This is a genomic window from Halocatena salina (genome assembly GCF_023115355.1).
Lineage (GTDB): Archaea > Halobacteriota > Halobacteria > Halobacteriales > Haloarculaceae > Halocatena > Halocatena salina.
The window spans coordinates 227,233-244,212 of record NZ_CP096020.1; the positions used below are offsets into that span (position 1 = coordinate 227,233).

At 53.5% G+C, this 16,980-nt stretch carries 20 protein-coding genes and 2 pseudogenes; 17 read left to right on the top strand and 5 right to left on the bottom strand.

Going from position 1 to position 16,980, the window contains the following annotated elements:
• The first annotated feature begins 23 nt into the window (after positions 1–23).
• Positions 24–173 carry a hypothetical protein gene (locus MW046_RS13950; protein ID WP_247995183.1) on the top strand — a complete coding sequence of 50 codons (150 nt, stop codon included), beginning with the start codon at positions 24–26 and terminating at the stop codon, positions 171–173.
• Positions 174–658: 485 nt separating this feature from the next.
• On the opposite strand, the gene MW046_RS13955 is transcribed toward MW046_RS13950, so the two are convergent.
• The gene (locus tag MW046_RS13955) at positions 659–1,270 is read right to left on the bottom strand and encodes a hypothetical protein (protein WP_247995184.1); all 612 of its coding nucleotides are present in this window, start codon (positions 1,268–1,270) and stop codon (positions 659–661) included.
• Positions 1,271–1,468: 198 nt separating this feature from the next.
• On the opposite strand from MW046_RS13955, the gene MW046_RS13960 reads away from it, so the two are divergent.
• The 11 genes and pseudogenes from MW046_RS13960 to MW046_RS14005 all read left to right on the top strand — a co-directional run bounded on the left by MW046_RS13960 (position 1,469) and on the right by MW046_RS14005 (position 7,212).
• A complete protein-coding gene (locus MW046_RS13960; RefSeq protein ID WP_247995185.1) occupies positions 1,469–1,609 on the top strand; it encodes a hypothetical protein in 141 nt (46 codons plus the stop codon).
• Positions 1,610–1,739: 130 nt separating this feature from the next.
• On the top strand, positions 1,740–2,009 hold the full coding sequence (locus tag MW046_RS13965; protein ID WP_303657547.1) for a helix-turn-helix domain-containing protein: 270 nt from the start codon (positions 1,740–1,742) through the stop codon (positions 2,007–2,009).
• Between the two features lie 35 nt (positions 2,010–2,044).
• Positions 2,045–2,317 (top strand): DUF7558 family protein, encoded by a 273-nt coding sequence (locus MW046_RS19745; RefSeq protein ID WP_438268201.1) that lies wholly within the window; start codon positions 2,045–2,047, stop codon positions 2,315–2,317.
• A 1-nt stretch (position 2,318) separates the two neighbouring features.
• Positions 2,319–2,687 (top strand): ribbon-helix-helix domain-containing protein, encoded by a 369-nt coding sequence (locus tag MW046_RS13970; protein WP_247995186.1) that lies wholly within the window; start codon positions 2,319–2,321, stop codon positions 2,685–2,687.
• Positions 2,684–3,253 (top strand): hypothetical protein, encoded by a 570-nt coding sequence (locus tag MW046_RS13975; protein WP_247995187.1) that lies wholly within the window; start codon positions 2,684–2,686, stop codon positions 3,251–3,253. Before MW046_RS13970 ends, MW046_RS13975 begins: the two co-directional genes overlap by 4 nt.
• A gap of 60 nt (positions 3,254–3,313) precedes the next feature.
• A pseudogene (locus MW046_RS19580) lies at positions 3,314–3,646 on the top strand (ribbon-helix-helix domain-containing protein).
• Between the two features lie 227 nt (positions 3,647–3,873).
• Positions 3,874–4,208: pseudogene (locus MW046_RS19825) on the top strand (DUF8105 family protein).
• Positions 4,205–4,534, top strand: a complete 330-nt coding sequence (locus MW046_RS13990; protein WP_247995189.1) for a DUF8158 family protein — start codon at positions 4,205–4,207, stop codon at positions 4,532–4,534. Before MW046_RS19825 ends, MW046_RS13990 begins: the two are co-directional and overlap by 4 nt.
• A gap of 439 nt (positions 4,535–4,973) precedes the next feature.
• On the top strand, positions 4,974–5,318 hold the full coding sequence (locus MW046_RS13995) for an ArsR/SmtB family transcription factor (protein WP_247995190.1): 345 nt from the start codon (positions 4,974–4,976) through the stop codon (positions 5,316–5,318).
• The gene (locus tag MW046_RS14000) at positions 5,315–5,815 is read left to right on the top strand and encodes an SRPBCC domain-containing protein (protein ID WP_247995191.1); all 501 of its coding nucleotides are present in this window, start codon (positions 5,315–5,317) and stop codon (positions 5,813–5,815) included. The genes MW046_RS13995 and MW046_RS14000 overlap by 4 nt, the downstream gene beginning before the upstream one ends.
• 1,028 nt (positions 5,816–6,843) lie before the next feature.
• Positions 6,844–7,212, top strand: a complete 369-nt coding sequence (locus tag MW046_RS14005; protein WP_247995192.1) for a DUF8097 family protein — start codon at positions 6,844–6,846, stop codon at positions 7,210–7,212.
• Positions 7,213–8,705: 1,493 nt separating this feature from the next.
• Here the strand turns inward: MW046_RS14005 and MW046_RS14010 are convergent.
• The gene (locus MW046_RS14010; RefSeq protein ID WP_247995193.1) at positions 8,706–8,876 is read right to left on the bottom strand and encodes a hypothetical protein; all 171 of its coding nucleotides are present in this window, start codon (positions 8,874–8,876) and stop codon (positions 8,706–8,708) included.
• A gap of 593 nt (positions 8,877–9,469) precedes the next feature.
• Between MW046_RS14010 and MW046_RS14015 the strand changes: the two genes are divergently transcribed.
• Complete coding sequence (locus MW046_RS14015) at positions 9,470–9,610, top strand: hypothetical protein (protein ID WP_247995194.1); 141 nt, start codon at positions 9,470–9,472, stop codon at positions 9,608–9,610.
• A gap of 867 nt (positions 9,611–10,477) precedes the next feature.
• Here MW046_RS14015 and MW046_RS14020 read toward each other — a convergent pair.
• Both MW046_RS14020 and MW046_RS14025 read right to left on the bottom strand, forming a co-directional pair.
• A complete protein-coding gene (locus MW046_RS14020) occupies positions 10,478–11,089 on the bottom strand; it encodes a hypothetical protein (RefSeq protein ID WP_247995195.1) in 612 nt (203 codons plus the stop codon).
• A 748-nt stretch (positions 11,090–11,837) separates the two neighbouring features.
• Entirely contained in the window at positions 11,838–12,674 is an 837-nt protein-coding gene (locus MW046_RS14025; protein WP_247995196.1) for a hypothetical protein, read from the bottom strand.
• 700 nt (positions 12,675–13,374) lie between these two features.
• Between MW046_RS14025 and MW046_RS14030 the strand changes: the two genes are divergently transcribed.
• From MW046_RS14030 to MW046_RS14045, 4 genes are all read left to right on the top strand, one after another.
• On the top strand, positions 13,375–14,526 hold the full coding sequence (locus MW046_RS14030) for a trypsin-like serine protease (protein WP_247995197.1): 1,152 nt from the start codon (positions 13,375–13,377) through the stop codon (positions 14,524–14,526).
• A gap of 58 nt (positions 14,527–14,584) precedes the next feature.
• Positions 14,585–15,028, top strand: coding sequence for a hypothetical protein (locus MW046_RS14035; protein ID WP_247995198.1), 444 nt, complete (start codon positions 14,585–14,587; stop codon positions 15,026–15,028).
• A 317-nt stretch (positions 15,029–15,345) separates the two neighbouring features.
• Positions 15,346–15,543, top strand: a complete 198-nt coding sequence (locus MW046_RS14040; protein ID WP_247995199.1) for a DUF7557 family protein — start codon at positions 15,346–15,348, stop codon at positions 15,541–15,543.
• On the top strand, positions 15,540–15,938 hold the full coding sequence (locus MW046_RS14045; protein ID WP_247995200.1) for a PIN domain-containing protein: 399 nt from the start codon (positions 15,540–15,542) through the stop codon (positions 15,936–15,938). The genes MW046_RS14040 and MW046_RS14045 overlap by 4 nt, the downstream gene beginning before the upstream one ends.
• 671 nt (positions 15,939–16,609) lie before the next feature.
• Here the strand turns inward: MW046_RS14045 and MW046_RS14050 are convergent.
• Entirely contained in the window at positions 16,610–16,972 is a 363-nt protein-coding gene (locus MW046_RS14050) for a hypothetical protein (RefSeq protein ID WP_247995241.1), read from the bottom strand.
• Between the last annotated feature and the right edge of the window lie 8 nt (positions 16,973–16,980).

A 16,980-nucleotide genomic window follows, 5' to 3' on the forward strand; every position in this document is an offset into this window, starting at 1 on the left:
AAGCGTCGAACGTCATTATATGTATGTCCTACGACGTGGTGCAAGCGCTCGCACCCCACTGCGTCGGCTCTGATATCGTCAAGGTGACCGGTCGCGACGGCGGTCAAGCAGCAGTGCTTGGGAGTAAGCTTTTTCAGGCGTTCGTCTCCGACCACGCGACAGAGAGGAACTGACGACGGATTCCATATCGATTACTTTCGTCGAATCAGCTTCCGTCCTTTCTTGATGATTCGTCGCTTGACGCTCGATGGCAGCCGGTTCCACAGTCGACGAGCCGTTTTGAATTTGCTCATTGTAGTGGTGTCTGTCTCCCAGACATCTACCCTTTGGGCACGGTGACCGTTAGTATGGTGGCTCTCCTCTGTCCACTCACACAACTTGTGCAATGATTGGCAGAGCACAGTCTGTGCAAGCAATTCAGTCGGTCGGATTCCAGAGCCGTCTATCACCGCTCCACACGTACTCGCTGGGCTGTCTCTGTCTGAGGGAGAGCCGGTCCAATGACAACGAGCTCGCTCTCGTGCTCATGCTACCGCACAGCCCGGGGTTCTATGATACACACCGGTTCTGCACAGTGTACGCAAAAGGAATTCCTTCTGCACCGTCAAAGGGGAGAAGTGTGTCGTTGTGGCCCCGGCTCCGACGGCAACGAGGGGGCTTAGTGATACCGTTGTTCGACCTCGAGAGTCTTGCGTACGGCGTCATCGAAGTAGTTCTGTAACTCGTCGCTGAAGTGCTCAATGCGCGTATCCCGCTGTACCACTTCCAATGAATCCCAGTCACCGGTCTCGGTTGCCGCGTACAGTTGTGTAAACTTCTCCCCGTTGTTGCCATACACAATTACGACCACATACGGTTTCACCTCTTCAGCGCCTTCGGTAGTGTATCTTTCATCCCACTCCTCGATTTCAGTGACGCTCACCCGGTCGAACGTCTTCAGTTCTGCACTGAATTTACCGATTCCAAGATGTTGAATCAACTGTTCTCGATCCCATTCCTGCGTCTCGCCTGTATCGATGTTCGTCCCCGTTACGGTCTCTGCAGTGATCGATTCGATATGCCAATGCGTGAGCAGCGGCCCGGCCATCTCAGCAGTTGTCCGGGTGCTGACGTCGCCTTCTTGGATACGATCACCTTCCTGAACACGAATATACCGTGGATTCGACGCTGGAAGATCAATAAAAATCTCTCCTGGATCCGTACTGACCAGCGTGTCGATACCATCGACCGTCCGAGCTTCTACCGTTTGCTTGTAATGTTCGTTATTCATTGTTGATGGCTATGATGTATCGGACACAGAGCGGCAAGCTACTGTTCGAACGATTGTCCGTGAGTTCGACCGGTGAGCGAGGTGAATCATGAGCACACCCATGCATCCACTGATATTGTAACCGAGTTCATCCATTAGTCTCCCTCACTCAATGTATACCGGAGAGACGTTTCACTCTGTCGTCTGTTATCATGGCACATGTACAGTGTCGATTTTCTTGGACGATCAAACGACTGCTGGAAAAGTACGAAACTCGGTGAGATCACCGCGGCGTTAGTGGTCAATGACGTCCCGCCAGTCGACGCGAGTGCGTTCTCGGTGGAGCGGTTTGAGAATTAAACCTCACCCTCGCATTCGCCATCGAAATCGGACACCGGCTTGATGTGGCGGACATGGAGTTTACTATGGTGATCCGACTCATCCATCCCGCACCGTTGGCAGGTTCGGTTATCTCGTTCACGGACTCAACTTGCGATGTCTTTCCAGTCACGCTGTTTTCGAAGCGTCGTTCACATGGGTGTTAGCGACGCGCCAGCAAGAGGTACTCGAGGCAGCCGTCGAAGTGGGGTACTACAGTGTTCCCCGAGAGTCGACGCTTGATGACGTGGCAGCGGTCGTCGAGATCGCGCCCACGACTGCTGGGACCATCTCCGAGAAGCCGAAGCACGGGTGTTTGGAACTCTCACCCGTTGAGATCAATCGATCAGAAGTCGGTGTAGATACCACACACGGCATTTGACCGCACACACCCCGTCCACCTACGATCTATAGCCAGTGGGTGCATTCTTATCGACACGTCCTATTGATTCCCCTTCCAGCTTGACCCCAATATTACCCCATCTCAAGGGCTCGTCACACCGCTGTGCCCGCTATTGTCCGGGCAGGCCTGTAACGTACTGGACGCACAATCTCGACGAGCATCTCGTTCGTGACGCCACGTCGCAGGAGCCGTCCACCAGCCCGGTCAACCATTGCTCCAACATTCGTGTGCAAGATATGTGCATACACCGGAACCGTTATCCGGATGTGTGCAGAACTTGCACATAGAATGAGCGCGAGTGACAAGTCCCGCCGGGTCCACTTCCAGTCCCCGGAGTACCTCGTCGAGCGTCTCGACGCGATTGCGGAGCTCTTCGACAAAGACCGGACGGACCTCCTCGTCGAGGCGATTCGCGAGTACATCGAAGAGACTGCCGACAGCGAGACATTCCAAGAACTAGTGGCAACGAAGTACTACGACGACCAACTCGAATTCAAGGCGGTCAAACAGCTGGTCGGCGCTGAAACCGCCCAACGGCTCCGGCTCCTCAAAGCAGATCTCGAGGGTGAACCGTTTGATCTCGCTGCGCCTGCTGACGGCACCATCTATGGCGACGACGCGACGATGGTGGATACCGCGGACGGCGACGAGCGATGAGCAGGCCGCGGCTGCGGACAGTCGTCGCCGACACGAGTGCGCTGGTTAGTCTCGCCGTCCCACGAGCCGATGCAGCCTCCGACACCGACACCGCTCCGGATCCCCTCCAGTATCTCCTCACCTCGTGTGACGTCTCCGTTCCACCGAACGTTGTTGCAGAGCTCCGTGACATGGCCCAGTACCAGGATATCCACGGTGCTGCAGCGTCCAATGTTTTAGCCGCTCGCACTCACTACACGGTCGATGATCCCTATGAGCGAGTCGACACGCCCCAGTCACGACCGACGTTCGGCCTCGACGATGGTGAAACCGACGGCATCGTTCTCGCGAACGCCCTCAACGTCGACGGGTTTCTGACCGACGAGTTCGGCGGGACGAATTTCGCGCTCATCCATGCGGTCCTACAGGGCCCGCGTATCGTCCCGACACCACGGTTGCTCTGTGACTACGCTCGCAACGACCACATGACCCATGAAGAGGCACGGACGCTCATTGTGATGATTAGCCCGCATCGGAGTTGGGAGAACAGCCCCTACGTCGCCCAATTATTGGGTCTCTTGGAGTAGAATTACGTTCCAAGTCCGGTGCCCTCGACTGGTACGTTTCCGTAGCACGATGGTACTACCATGAAATACGCGAGTGTCAGCGTCAAATTCCCGATTGAGCTCGACACTGAGATCGAGCGGTTCCTCGATGAAACGGGGATCTACACCAACAAGAGCGAGTTCATCAAGGAAGCCTGCCGCGCTCATCTCTGAGAACTCAATGACAACACGGCAATCGCTGCACTTCGGCTCAAGCAACTGCTGGCGCAGGCCGAGCAGAGCCGCCGATCCGATAGCGATATTGACGCCGAACTTGCTGCGCTCGGCGAAAAGGTCGATTCGGACGATCTCGAACGAACTGTCGAGGAGGCACGTGAGGAGCCCTTCGAGCAGGTGTACGGATCGGATGGGTGAGGATCCTCGAACACGAATGTGAAGGTGTACGAATCGTTCGCCCAGTTGGGCCAACCGCACTCTCACTCCCTGAGGCCTCCATCGGACTCGGTCTCTGAAGATGAGCTGTCTTGCTACGACAGTCCTCTCGACATCGTGTGAGTAAATGGTACTGACGCTACATATTGAAAGCGACAGCGGTACTCGGTATCGGTATGGAGTGCCCAGCGTGTGGCGGCCTCGTCACGATGGAAGTAGGGCCGGACCAGTTGCTCTCAGCATCAGTGGCGGATGCACTGCTCGCCAGCGACGAAGGCAAGCAAATCATCGTCGCCCGAAATTGCTGGGCGTGTGGCTGGACTAAGGAGCGGTCAGTGGTCATCGACTCGATCGAGACAACCGAGGGTGATACCGACGCTGTCGAGCGAGCGCGCTTCTCGACGACATTATAGGTGAGGCAACGGCGATTGACGACCTCGCGACGCTCAAGGACGCTCTCGCGGAGATTCGCCGTCAGTGCCGTCTCGAAGGGGCGGCGTCTGACTCACTGACGGCTTCAACGGTGACTAGGTGTTCCTCGTGACCGATACCGACGCCCTCTACGATGTTCGAGAACGTACGGGGGATCCAGCACACGCATCGGTCGACGGCGTAATCGAACTCGTCCTTGAACGAGCCCGGGAGCCGCGTGAAGACCACCAAGACGCACATTTCGACGAGGGCATGGCTGCTATCCTTGATCGATATGGGGCAGACGCTGTCCGCACTGTTATCCACCGTGTGCTCGTCGAGCACTACCCGTTTCGGACAGCCACGGTCGACCTGGATATGCGCAACATCGATGGCGTCCGAATCGGAACGACGGCCGGATGGTTCTTGCGAGAGTTGAACGCGGAGCAAACCAGCTGAGACCTCACACCTGAAAGCCCTCGGCCGTTCGGCACCCCGCGACCATGGAAGACAGTCCTGCTCACTTCGTTGCACGGATTGCGACGTTCCTGCCTTCGTTCGCTGCGCTCACGAAGACTACGCTGCGCGCCTCGCTACACTCAGTGAAAGCGGGGTCGGAGAATGTTCACGGCGCGAAGTGCAGTGCGCATGGGAGAGCATGCTCTCCCGGTTACCGAGGCAGCCTGACCCTTTCTGAGCCCGTCAGGGATGCAGCCGATTGGTCGAGCGGCGACTCTAACTGACTGAGTAGTTCGTAGGGCCCTACGGCACGCGCTACCGCCGATGGCATCACAGACATTATCGTGATGATGTTGCAATCCCGCGAGCTACAGGTAGAAATTCTAACAGCGATGTTCAACTAAAGAGTTAAATATACGTCCAGCATCTATTCAACTGGATGGTTGAACGGCTGCCGGACGACCTCGATCTCGACCTTGATGCGGTCTTCCAAGCACTGGCCCACCCCATCCGTCGGGACATCCTTGAACAGGTAGCCGACGGACCAGCGAGCGTCAGCAACCTGGCCGAACCGCACGACGTCTCTCTCGCCGCTGTCTCGAAGCACCTTCACGTACTGGAAGATGCCGGCCTGATCGACATCGAGAGGGACGGCCGCGTTCGCCGCTGCCACCTCAACGCTGCGCCTCTGAGCGCCGCGTTTGGATGGCTCACCCGGTACCGCGTTTTCTGGGAGGACCGACTCGACGCGCTGGCCATCCATCTGGAGGATGAAAACCAATGACAACCAACGGTAACGACGACGGACAACAGACCGACAACCAGACCGGCGAGCGGAGCATTACGGTGAGCCGCGTTATCGAGACCTCTCCCGAGCGGGTCTACGAGGCCTTCGTTGATCCCGACGAGCTTGCCCAGTGGTTTCCGCCGACCGGCTTCTCCGCCGAGGTCCACCACCTCGAACCCGAAGTGGGCGGGACGTACCGTGCTACGTTCACGGGCGAGACGGAGGAGCTCGCGGACTACGACCACTCTTTTGGTGGCACGTATCAGGAACTTGAGCCGGGAGAGCGAATCGTCTACACCGATTCGTTCGAGACCGACGACCCGGCGATGGCCGGAGAGATGACGGTGACGGTCACCTTCGAGGAGGTTCCTGAGGGGGCCGAAGTCACCGTCCGTCAAGAGGGGATTCCCGAGGCTATCCCTCCGAGAGACGCCACCGAAGGGTGGACCGACTCGTTGTCGAACCTCGCGGAACTGGTGGAGGGGACGTCGTGACAGTCGAACTAGTCGCCCTAGAACTGGCTCGCTCGTAATCGACGTCCCAAGGGCTACTGTGCGACATGTGGCGAGCTCATCGACCGATTGATGGTTGTGCTGAGACAGTTCGTGGGGAATGATCACGGAGAAGCAGCGATCGGACCCACGTCTGTATCTTCACCGTATCGCCAGAAGCACGTAAACGACCAGCGCTCTCGATGGCGTCGAAGCGAATCCCAATTGGCTATCGGAATGGGCAGGTCTGTCGTTTAGCAGAGCGGCGAGAGACTCAGCCACGTATACCGAAGCGCTAGCCGAGCACAAAGAACGTGAGGCCTGTCTCGAGGAGTCGACCACGTACTCGATATCCTGTCCCGGGTGGACAGCGAGGTCTTGATCGCGAGCCTGTTTCAAGGCCGCCGCGTTCTGAGTATTCTGCGTATAGCCTTCCAACAGCTTGGAGACGCGATTCCGCTCGACGAGCTCCCCACTCCTACAGCGCCTGAGTGCAGTTCCGTTAGGAAGAGGACTCTGCGCTACCGCACTGATGTGTTCGAAAATACCGAGAAGGTGAATTTCATCAGTCTCACAGGGAATATCGACCTGACGACGGTCCAAGAGACGTGCATTCACCATAGTATCCGCATGTTCACCGAGCGAGGAAGCACTGCTTATCGGGACGAGGCCAGTAATGACTGCCTGGGTGGCAGCGAGGAGTACGCTGCTCCTTTAGGTGATTCTGGCGATACGGTGAAGATATAGACGAGGTTCTGTGCGTGTTTTCCGTACCGTGTCTTGTTCGAACAAGCTGAGTGACTGCTGGTACGGAGACAGGGCAGTATCCAGTCGGGCTGTTCCATCGGATACGTCTCCTCCATCGGGACCGTCGGCATCACGACTCGTTTTTTCGAGGCGCAGCAGTCCTGGCGTTCCCTGCGAAAGAGGACGTGCCAGCCGTGCAACGAACAGGGTCCAAACGGCTGTCCCCGATGGCACTGATGGCAAGCGACCGGACAGTTATAGTCACGCGCCCGGATCTAACGAGTATGGTTAGTCGGCGAACACGAGCACGTATCGCGTTCCTCACTGAACTGCTTTCTATTCCTCTTCAGGTGTATCAGTGGCGGCATGCTACCGAGACAACCAAGTCGATTGCAGTCGTTCCGCGGTGGTTGGTGGTGGGGGGACTGCTTCAGGCAATCCTTTGTTGGGCGTACGATCACGATCACGGGGGCTTTCGAACGAAGTGGTGGCGTCCTGTCTCACTCGCAATCGGTGTGGGTATTGGTGGTTTCCGAGTGCTCCCCCGAGCAGAGGCCGTATGGAGGAATCTCTCGATCGGAGGCAGTCTCGGCCGCATCGGCTACCGACTCTGGTATGGAGTGCTTCGGCCACTGCCTGATACTACGGAGTGATACCCTTTCTGAGTGGATCGAGACGCTCGCTCACGTGCACTTCAGTAACTCACGTCCTGAGTGGTTGATTCACATCGTCCCTCGTGGATACTGGTACTTGAAGACGAGCGTATACGTCCTCTCTTAGGTGACAGTGTTTCTTTGGCTCTATTGAGTCGTCAGACGCCTCAGGGTGAGGGATACGAGCAGTCGCACGTCGGACGCCCCCCTCCGATCCCTCTGGCAAGTCTCGAAAACTGCTGGCAGATGCTGTTGAGGCGAGCCAGCTGGGAGATTCCCCAGACGACTACTGTTCGTACTGGCCGATCTCGATGACCGCGAGCAATTTCGAGAATTGCTCGCGATCAGGATCGGAGCCGGAGTGTCCGAGATCTGCGTAGTGATCGACAGCCGCGGCATCAACATCGCGTTCGTTGGGTCACTCGCCGATCGCCGTACGTTGATGGCAATCTCTTGATAGTCGGTCGAGGCGAGAATATAAGTAGCAACGTCGGCCATCTGAGTACTCACTGCTGACAGGATGAGAGAACCGTGAGTACCACACAGGACAGCTGGATCAGGAGACACTCAGGGAAGGTGATGGGAATCCAGAGAAACTGCTTCCCACACGAGCGTCTGGACGGAGTAGAGTAGAGTAGAAGGTCAGAAATCAGTCCGACGCCACGCAGATACACATCGTCCCTGTACCCAGTAGCGGAGGGGTCATCATTATCACAGCCATGAAGACAGGCTGATTCGAGTCAAGAAGTCCCGTTCCCCGTTTGTGCGTTTTTCTTGAGAGTTTCATGAAATTGAGAGATATCGGTTGCTCGATTATCTTCGTGAGTCAGTCGATAGCGGAGAGTTGAGTGCGGTGGTGAGTGTTGAGTTACGTACGAATGGACGAACACACAATCAGGTCTGTTGCGGAGAGTACCGAGGAGAAATCCGTGTGCTCACCAACAGAGATTTCCTCGGCACACCCAATTCCATAAGTAAGTGAGTAATACCATTATGTTGTAATAATATGTCTCAAAATCGCCATACGGCGTAGCTGGTCAGGGGTTGGCAAATTTCACATTTTTATTCATATATTTATTATAGGAAACAATCATACGGCGGCAGGGGTCAGGGGTTCATCGCCAGACGGAATTGGATCTGGTCTAGGGTCCTCCCGAAAAACCAACTGATATAGAGGGGGGGCAACGCCGTTGGTTTTCGAGCGTGGATATTCCCCATAGAGTAATTAATACATTAGATATCTGACTGTGATCAGCAGGGTGGCTGAAGGATACCCACCAGGGGGGTGTGTCAGTATCAGCCGGCCACTGCCAGAGTGGCCGGCCAGCGATCGAGTGATGTGTCACTGGCGCTAGCGCGCCCTGCCAGCGAAGCATGCCGTATGCCGGGATGGATTTCCCAGTAGTGGTCAGGACTGAACCGCTAAGAGCATCGGGGCAATTGACGACGACGGTGGTGCTGGACAGCACCCACTGCTCACAGGACAACCCCAGTCAAGTCGGGCCTTGGGCCCGATCGTCTGACGAGAACACTAGCTCAACAGCGGATTGCTCTGGGACGACCACCAGTCCCTCTGTCCGATCGATCCCACGCCCAGTTTGGGTCTCAGTTGCGGGCCACGAGTGCCCGGACAGCCAGCCGGCACCGACGGCGGGATACCTCACCGAGTATCACACCGTGTTTCCGATGAAACCCGCATACCGGTACAGGTCCAACACTGCACCACAGTAGTGGGGTAGTGAAACCGTGCACTCCGCTGGGGTCCCTCGAACACACATCGGTTTGCATGAGAAAAACCGCAACGCTGCATGGGCGCCCATCAGCTGCAACTACCTGGGGGTGCCTAGCTGCGTCACTCCGGTGAGGGTGCCAGCCTGAGTGACGATCTTCTCGAGCACAATGACGACGATCGTCAGGGATGCCACTATATGCAATAGTTGAGGTGCGTCCGGCAAGCAACCCCATCTAACCCAGTGACGATGGCGCGCCCTGTAAATAGGACTGATGCAACTCTCCCAGCAGCACCAAGCGATAGCTGCCCGACTGTCCACCAGCTGCATCCCCCAGCTGACCGCTCTGTCTCCCATGGGACTGTCACTCTAGCGTCCAATTCCGCGACTGTCCGCCTGTTGGAAGTCCTCACTGTCCACCGCGTTCCAATCCTCATCAGACAGTGTCGACCGGCTCTCCGACTGTCCCAGCACCACCAAACACTAACCCAACCACTACCGTCCGAATCTTCGACTGTCAGGCCCAGATGGAGACGAGTACAGACACGAACAACAACGACAACGAGGGGCACCCAGGCCGGTTGCAATTCACCGGTTCACAGAGACTGACGATTGCTGGCCGCACCCCTGCCAATCGACAGACGTTCAAACGCGACAACCGCCCCTGAGCAGCACAATCGCCATCCAGCATTCAAGAACAGCAAAGAATGACTGCTCGGAGAGGGAACATTCGGATAAATACCAATTATCTATCGTATCTACCGCCCAAGAAGAAAATACTTGCTGTCGCTAGAAATGTCGATCGTCGATCGAAGATCCGATCAGACAAACAAATCCTCTGACGATCAGTCGACCCCATTGATTTCTCCACTGACGACCCGATTACGAACACCACTGGTGAAGCGAAGATGGAAGGGACAGCCCACCTCACGGGACAGAGGAGGCAGTTGTCGACCCCCAGTTAGTCAGGGGCTCAGGAAGGTCCATTGAACGGCGGCCACGTAATCAACAGATACAAAGCTGATACCCACACATATTCACATGGTTACAGACGAACCTGTGAATGTATAGAAACATATAATTCTTCTCAAACCACCGTTCTGAAACCCGATTTCGATACTCTCACACCATCGATTGATCGAATAATGAATCGATATTGCATGTTATCCATGGGAAAATCATGCAACATACAAATAGAATACAATCAGGACGGACCCTACAACGGGTAGCTGAATCTCGAGAAGACGAAATCCTTCCCTGTGAGACAAATCATCTGTCTCAAGGCCTACCAACTGAGAACACGCACGAGACCTCGTCTATATCTTCACCGTATCGCCAGAACGACTTAAAGGAGTAGCGCACCCCTCGCTGCCCAGTCGAACATTCAGTGAGTGACGAGCAGCGGACCCACGAATGGCCACGATCTCGACCGCCTTTGGGTGGGCAAAAGAGTCCGAGTAAACATCGCAGCGAATTGTGCACAATAATGCGCCTCACAGCACTCGTTGACGTTGAAACGCTGTATACACCAAGGTTTAGAGTGGTTTAAAATCTACCTGCAGACCCGTCGCAGAGCTATCGAGGTGAATAGCTACGTATTTAATATAACCACCAGCCACGTAATTATCACTCCACCCCGCGCTAACAGTGCCATAAGCCGTATCCGTGCCAACTGTATCATTCGACTCAGCTCCGTTCCCCTTCTGTATTTCATTACTGAGTTTGAGGGTGTAATTATACTTTTTACCGCTAGCCGAGACCTTAATCATCGATGCTCCCACCGTTTCTCGTGAAATTGTTAAGGACGAATCCCCTCCGTCCGGAGTTACTGTGAAGTGCCGAGGAGATTCGGGGAACCAGTAATTATCTTCGTAGCCTGGACTAATATTCCCCCGGACCCCTGGACCAGAAATCTCGTCATTATCATCAGCCTTAGCCCATTTTCTGGGATCCTCCTGTCGATTGGCCGCGTCTGTTGTAGAAATACGATAGAACCAACTATTATTACCCTCAGCGGATACAAGCAATTCACCGACAGGGTCTGCTGCTGCTACCGTTTCAGTAGCGGCTATTCCACTGACGGTTCCGATGACACCGGTGGCCATTGATCGTAAGAAGCGCCGTCGTCCAAGTATGTTCTTATCCATACTCATTACTTTCTTTTAGACTACTCTTTATAATTCTTTTGATACTATAATATTATAATATACATATAACTATATAATAAATAATCGCTTTAGTTGGCCGTTTCAGGCTGATTTAAGGCCATCAGAGAAATTCAAATCTACAAATTATTATAAACTATTCTAAATGTCATTATTTAATTGAGGAATCGTAGAATAATTATTGTTTACTATTATATCCCAGAAAGATATTGGCCTCAATCGTGGTCATTGATTCGCGGTTGCCCTCCTACCCGGTCTCTGTCTTGGTCTGTTGTCAACGAACACCATGTTGTCGACTGGCTCCACCACGCCCATCGATGGCGTACCCATTGGTGAGTTAGCGCTAATGAAAGAGGTCCTATTCGGCTATCGATACTCAACAATAGAGTGTAGTTGTTTCGCCCATTTGTCCTATTTTGTTCGCCCATACAATTATCTTAAAGTTACCCGCTTCTCTCCAGGCTGGCGAGAAACTATACCTTCTCGCCATGGTGCGATGTGACATTGACCATGACCGAGTCGTACTCGTTGCATCGACCGAGATAAATATCACCGAATCGATGGACAAAGTAGCTCTATGAGCCGATTTAATCGCCATCCGAGCGCGGAGTATCGAGCGTTTGTGGAGAGCGTCAGAGAATATGCCAACGCCGGTCAGAAGTCTAGCGAGAAGTAATGTTATCGACGATCTTGTACACGTCTGCAAGCTTCGAGTCTCTCCTGCATTTTATCATGAAAGTATAATATACAATATTTTACATAAAAATATTATGAGGGTATACTGTAACATGGGAAAGAAAGTTGTCTGCTCCAAATATGGTAACGAATTCGATCCAAAAGAGGCCAAAAACGAGAACACAAAATGCGCTGGCTGCCAGATGTTTGGCTGATCACGAGATGGGTTTTTACGTTTTATTCGGTCGAGTAAATAGTCCCGGTGGGCCTTGAGGAGCGTTTGTAGTTCAGGGAAATCCCACTTCTCGGCCAGTTGTTCGAGGCGACGACGGACACGTCGGCCGTCTTGAATCGCCATTTCGTAGCCCTCCTGGGTGTTTTCGCACCGATGGCCGAGAAGTCCAACATCTGCCATCTCCTCAGCTGAAAACTGTCCATCATGGACGCGCTCACGCGCTGCCATCCAGTCTTCCGACCGAGCAACAAATGATTCCACCGCTTTAGGAGGGTATCCGAACACAACGCCAAGCCTGCGTTCCCATGCCTGTGATCGCTCCGAACGGTTACTCGTTGGCAAGAGATCAAGCCGTCCATGAACAGGAGCAACGACCCAAAACAGCGTTGCGAGACGGGTTTCGAGCGCGAGATCGAACGTCTCACACAGATCTCGGACACCTTGGCGAGCTGCGAACGGATATTCAGGGAACGCTTCGTTGCGGGGATCAAATGCTATCGCTGGTTTCTCCCCAGCCAGCATGAGAACAAACAACAACGGTTGAGGATCGCCGAAGAGTTCGTTATCGACACAGTTCCCGAGATACTCCCGCAGCGCCTGACGTTCAGCGGTGGTAATCGTCGTGATAGGGGGATCAGGGGCTGTGGGTTCGAACATATATATTACCAATATAGTACTCGATATTTACGCTTGCGCCCCTGCCAAATAGACGAATTTGTATTTCTCAGTGCCACTATTGATCGATTTCTCACTCAGTACGAGGGGAGAGGTCGCGTCTTACCCAGAGTAGTGGTCGTCAGGCGGCTCGGTTCTTTGGTAAGATCCAGTCCTCTTCACCGACAGCTTCGGACAGTGTGGCGTGTTGGGTCTTCTCTCGATCGATGACACTACGATCCAGCGAGTCTTTGTCAACAGTACCTTGGTGGGAGCGTGTTGAACTCAGTGAGGCATTGATGTCAGACGACTAACTAGTGGATGAGTACTGAAGTGTCGATTCATGTCAGGAATTGCAGGGATATACGACATTGTTCTTCGAATCGCCTATTCTTGACTGCTCAAAGCGGTCAATTTTGGTATGCACTCAGTCTCGTTACAGCCCTGCCTATCGGCTTTGTGCGCAAGGTCAACATCGTTGAGATCCCTAGATGGCAGAAACTGTTCTCGAGACTATCCAGTAAGCAGCAGCCAGTTGTCGGAATACGACAGGATAGCTGATGAGCAGTCTGAATCGCATCTGCGATCTCGAAGGACGTGATTGTTATCCCTAAGGATATAAATTTTTCTAAAATTATTTTTGATTAATAGTTATAAAGTGACCGCAAATTATAATATGGTAGCTTAGTAAGTTCTTATTGCGATGAAGAAAAAAGGTGAAAAATTCCATTTGATGAGTCGTCGTCGAATGATGAAGTCGCTAGCAACCTTGGGTATTTCTGGCTCCGCGCTAGAGTATATGTCCCACGAGGCCCTAGCAAAGACCACGGATAACCCCGGAGATGAAATCCCTCGCCTTTATGGGGTTCGCACGACGAATCGTGAAGAATTTCTAAATGGTAATGCCTCTCTCAAGAGAGAGCCAAAATATTATACGATCCCTCGCGATCAGTGGATTCGAACCGAAACGGCCTTCGATGCAGCTAAGCGTATCAGGAAGAAATTTGAAGACATTGACGGGATCAGGGTAGGTGTTCAAGCAAATCAATCAAGGAGAGGCAATCCAGACCTGGAAGTTTCAGTTTCTCATAGAACGGTAGAAGGTCAATCAGAGACGAGAATCACGCCAGATATTGACTTCAACGAATTGGAAGACCGGATTCCCCCTAAAGCAAAGGGAGCCGTTGGCCAGGGTAAGCATAAAACCACAAGAGAGCAGATCCCTGTGGTCGCTAAGAAAAAAACACTGAAAGAACAGGCCCACTACGATAGCACATACAGACCAGTCCCAGGGGGTTGTGAGGTTGTAGCGGGTAACGCTTATGGAACAATTGGAACGCCTGCAGTTGATAGGACTCATAACCAACAGACTCTCGTCACTGCAGGACATGTCGTGAATGGTGGCTCGGTATCATCCGTATACCAACCCCAGGGTGGTAGCAAAATCGGAAGTGGTGGTCGCGGAATTGCTAACGGGACAAAAGATTGTGGGACCATTGATTTAGCATCTGGTACCTCTAACAGGTACAAATTAGCAGATTATTACGGTGATTACAAACCTGAAATAGTGGTAGGGACTCTTGGTCGCGATCGTATTAATGATATGGCATCTACGGCAGACTATTTGAATCTCCAAGGACGGACATCAGGTCCAGCAAGCTCATATATTACTGCAGTAGATTATTATGATATAGAAGTAAGCTATAACCTGGATGGCGGTGATTCTGGTGGTCCTTACTATGACTTTGACGGCGATTATATATATATCGCCGGTATTCATGCGTGGGGAGTTGGTAACAATTCAAGAGGTAATCGAATGAGTGTTGTTGAGAGTACCCTAGATGTAGGAGTTTGAAGACAAAGAACGATTAGTTTTTTATGGCCATGAGTTTAAGGTTATAATACCATCAGAAATGAGTGAGCAAAATAAATTGATATTAGTAGTAGTATTAGTTTCAGCGATAATTACGGCTGGTTGTTTTGCTAATACTCCCTCCACCTCTGAAGATCATAAAACAACGAGTTTAAATGACAGTCAACCGAACAACTCCATGAGTAACGACAGTGGACCCATTCAGGCGAAAGAAGTAGAATCACCCCCTTCAAGCGCAAAAGTCATCCCTTCAAACGATAATCGAATTGCTGATGTAAAGCCGATACAGAAAGTGGTCAGACGAGCAGTTGAGAAAGACGGTACACCTCGAAAAGTAGGTCAAAGACTTGAGGGAGAACAATATAGAAAAGTTTCACAGATATTGAAAAAGTTACCGAAGTATAACGAATCCCCGGCGGACAATGGGTATTATATAAAGTACAAAGGTAAGGTAATTCGTCTAAATATATTATTAGAAGAATAGATAATAATTTAAAATATATACAATAAAAATTTCAACTAACTGCTTGGAACGATCTCGTAGTCCTGGAACAGTTGATCGATATAGTCTCCGTCGAGAAGCGATTCGATTCTTGGTTCGGACAATTCGTGCTAAGAAAGTACCCTCCAGGCAATCTGGTTCTTTGACGGAGCGTGTCCGAGTGGGAATACAGACCACTCAATGATTCTCCAAGCACGCACCGAGTGAACAGTCACTCACCGAGATTAAATCAGCTACTCTGAACACTACCGTACTCTACCCGCAAAAGCTACTTGTGTCTGTATACAGTCTGTATACATATGAGTACGTCAATCCGCGTCTCCGACGGCACCAAGCGGATGCTTCAGACCCTCAAGAAGGAGGATGAAACGTTTGATGAACTCCTCGCCCGCCTCGCCCAGAGTGAACGGCCCATCGCCATCGGTGCGTGGAGTGAGGACGATGCCGACCGCGCGCGGGCAGCCGTGAAACGCTCCCGGGAGAGCTTCGAACGGTGACGTTTCTCGACAGTTCTGTCATTATCGATATGTTGGAGGGCCTCCCTGACACCGTTGAGACTGTTGAGGAACGCCCTCAACCGTACCTGACGTCCTCCTTGTGTGTGTTCGAGGTCGTGAATGGGGTGGTTGGAAGCGGGCAGACTGACGTTATGGAAGTGCGCCAGCAGTTCGGAGGCGTGCAAGCGCTGGACCTGAACGAGCAGATCGCGCTGGAAGCGGGACGGATGCAGGATATGTTGCTGGCTGATGGCGAACGGATGGCTCCCCGTGACCTGCTGATCGCGGCGACCGCACGGTCGACTGGAGATGAACTCATCGTCGCAGACGGCGATTTCGAAACTCGCCTCCTCACCGATATGATGGATATCACGAACCTTCGTACCGAACAATGACGCCCGGAGAGACGCATGGCACGGCTCCTCGACGCGCGTAGTTGCTCTCGAAGCGGCCTCCTTGGACTGTGATATGTCGTCTCCAGCACAGCCCTGGCTCCGACTACCCCGACGGTCCCTCTGTCCGATCGATCCTACGCCCAGTTTGGATCTCGGGGGGCCACGAGCGCCCGGACAGCCAGCCGGCACCGACGGCGGGATACCTCACCGAGTATCACACCGTGTTTCCGATGAAATCCGCATACCAGCATGGATCCAACACTGCACCATAGGGGTGTGGGGTGGGGTAGTGAAACTGGGCACTCCGCTGGGGCCTCGAACACACACCGGTTTGCATGAGAAAAACCGCGAGCCTGCCGGGGGGACTGACCGGCAACGACGAGCTCATGAACCCACCGTGTGTCCCCTAGGTGTCCATGCACCACGACCGGCTGAGGGGGTCCCGCTATGCACTGGTAAGGGTGCAGGGTGACAACTACGAGGCCGACCGATCGGTGTTTGGGGACCGGGACATCACCTGTGACCGACATCTCTGGCTGGCACACGGCAACCAGAGTACCACCGGACTCCAGTCTAGTACTCCGAGTCGCCGCCGAGCGGACACCACTGATAGCACCGGTAGCTCCTGAGCTACCGGTACCGGCCGCACCGTCGACGAGCTAAAGCACCAGCTACCCAAAGGCCAACTGCCGACTGCTCGGGACACAGGTCGTTCTGAGACAGCGACGGCCCCTTACGACAGTCAACAGCTCCCTCTCAGCTGAGTTACAGACGGACCCTAGTGAGATCGAAGCTTGGCGAACGTCATCAGGACTGTCACTCAGATGAGTCGCTCTCGTCTGCTGAGAGAGCCGCTGGGACGACTGGTCGAAGCGATCGCGGACCTGTTCGGTGTGCCACTCGGTTTCCGTCTCCTCATACGACGCGTCGCGCAGGTCCGCGCTGAACCGTTCGTTCCACGCGCGCCAGAACGTCGGTTGGGGCGGAAGCGTCTCGAAGCCGAGTCCACGACGAACATCCCGTGACTGAGTCATCATCGGTT

Bases quoted from the DNA above. Each gene is read 5' to 3' on its own strand.
- MW046_RS13950 (WP_247995183.1), top strand. From the start codon at position 24: ATGTCCTACGACGTGGTGCAAGCGCTCGCACCCCACTGCGTCGGCTCT.
- MW046_RS14040 (WP_247995199.1), top strand. From the start codon at position 15,346: ATGAGTACGTCAATCCGCGTCTCCGACGGCACCAAGCGGATGCTTCAG.
- MW046_RS14015 (WP_247995194.1), top strand. From the start codon at position 9,470: ATGGAGACGAGTACAGACACGAACAACAACGACAACGAGGGGCACCCA.
- MW046_RS14000 (WP_247995191.1), top strand. From the start codon at position 5,315: ATGACAACCAACGGTAACGACGACGGACAACAGACCGACAACCAGACC.
- MW046_RS13960 (WP_247995185.1), top strand. From the start codon at position 1,469: ATGTACAGTGTCGATTTTCTTGGACGATCAAACGACTGCTGGAAAAGT.
- MW046_RS14025 (WP_247995196.1), bottom strand. From the start codon at position 12,674: ATGTTCGAACCCACAGCCCCTGATCCCCCTATCACGACGATTACCACC.
- MW046_RS13995 (WP_247995190.1), top strand. From the start codon at position 4,974: ATGGTTGAACGGCTGCCGGACGACCTCGATCTCGACCTTGATGCGGTC.
- MW046_RS14005 (WP_247995192.1), top strand. From the start codon at position 6,844: ATGGTTAGTCGGCGAACACGAGCACGTATCGCGTTCCTCACTGAACTG.
- MW046_RS14030 (WP_247995197.1), top strand. From the start codon at position 13,375: ATGAAGAAAAAAGGTGAAAAATTCCATTTGATGAGTCGTCGTCGAATG.
- MW046_RS13955 (WP_247995184.1), bottom strand. From the start codon at position 1,270: ATGAATAACGAACATTACAAGCAAACGGTAGAAGCTCGGACGGTCGAT.
- MW046_RS14020 (WP_247995195.1), bottom strand. From the start codon at position 11,089: ATGGATAAGAACATACTTGGACGACGGCGCTTCTTACGATCAATGGCC.
- MW046_RS13970 (WP_247995186.1), top strand. From the start codon at position 2,319: ATGAGCGCGAGTGACAAGTCCCGCCGGGTCCACTTCCAGTCCCCGGAG.
- MW046_RS14035 (WP_247995198.1), top strand. From the start codon at position 14,585: ATGAGTGAGCAAAATAAATTGATATTAGTAGTAGTATTAGTTTCAGCG.
- MW046_RS14050 (WP_247995241.1), bottom strand. From the start codon at position 16,972: ATGACTCAGTCACGGGATGTTCGTCGTGGACTCGGCTTCGAGACGCTT.
- MW046_RS13975 (WP_247995187.1), top strand. From the start codon at position 2,684: ATGAGCAGGCCGCGGCTGCGGACAGTCGTCGCCGACACGAGTGCGCTG.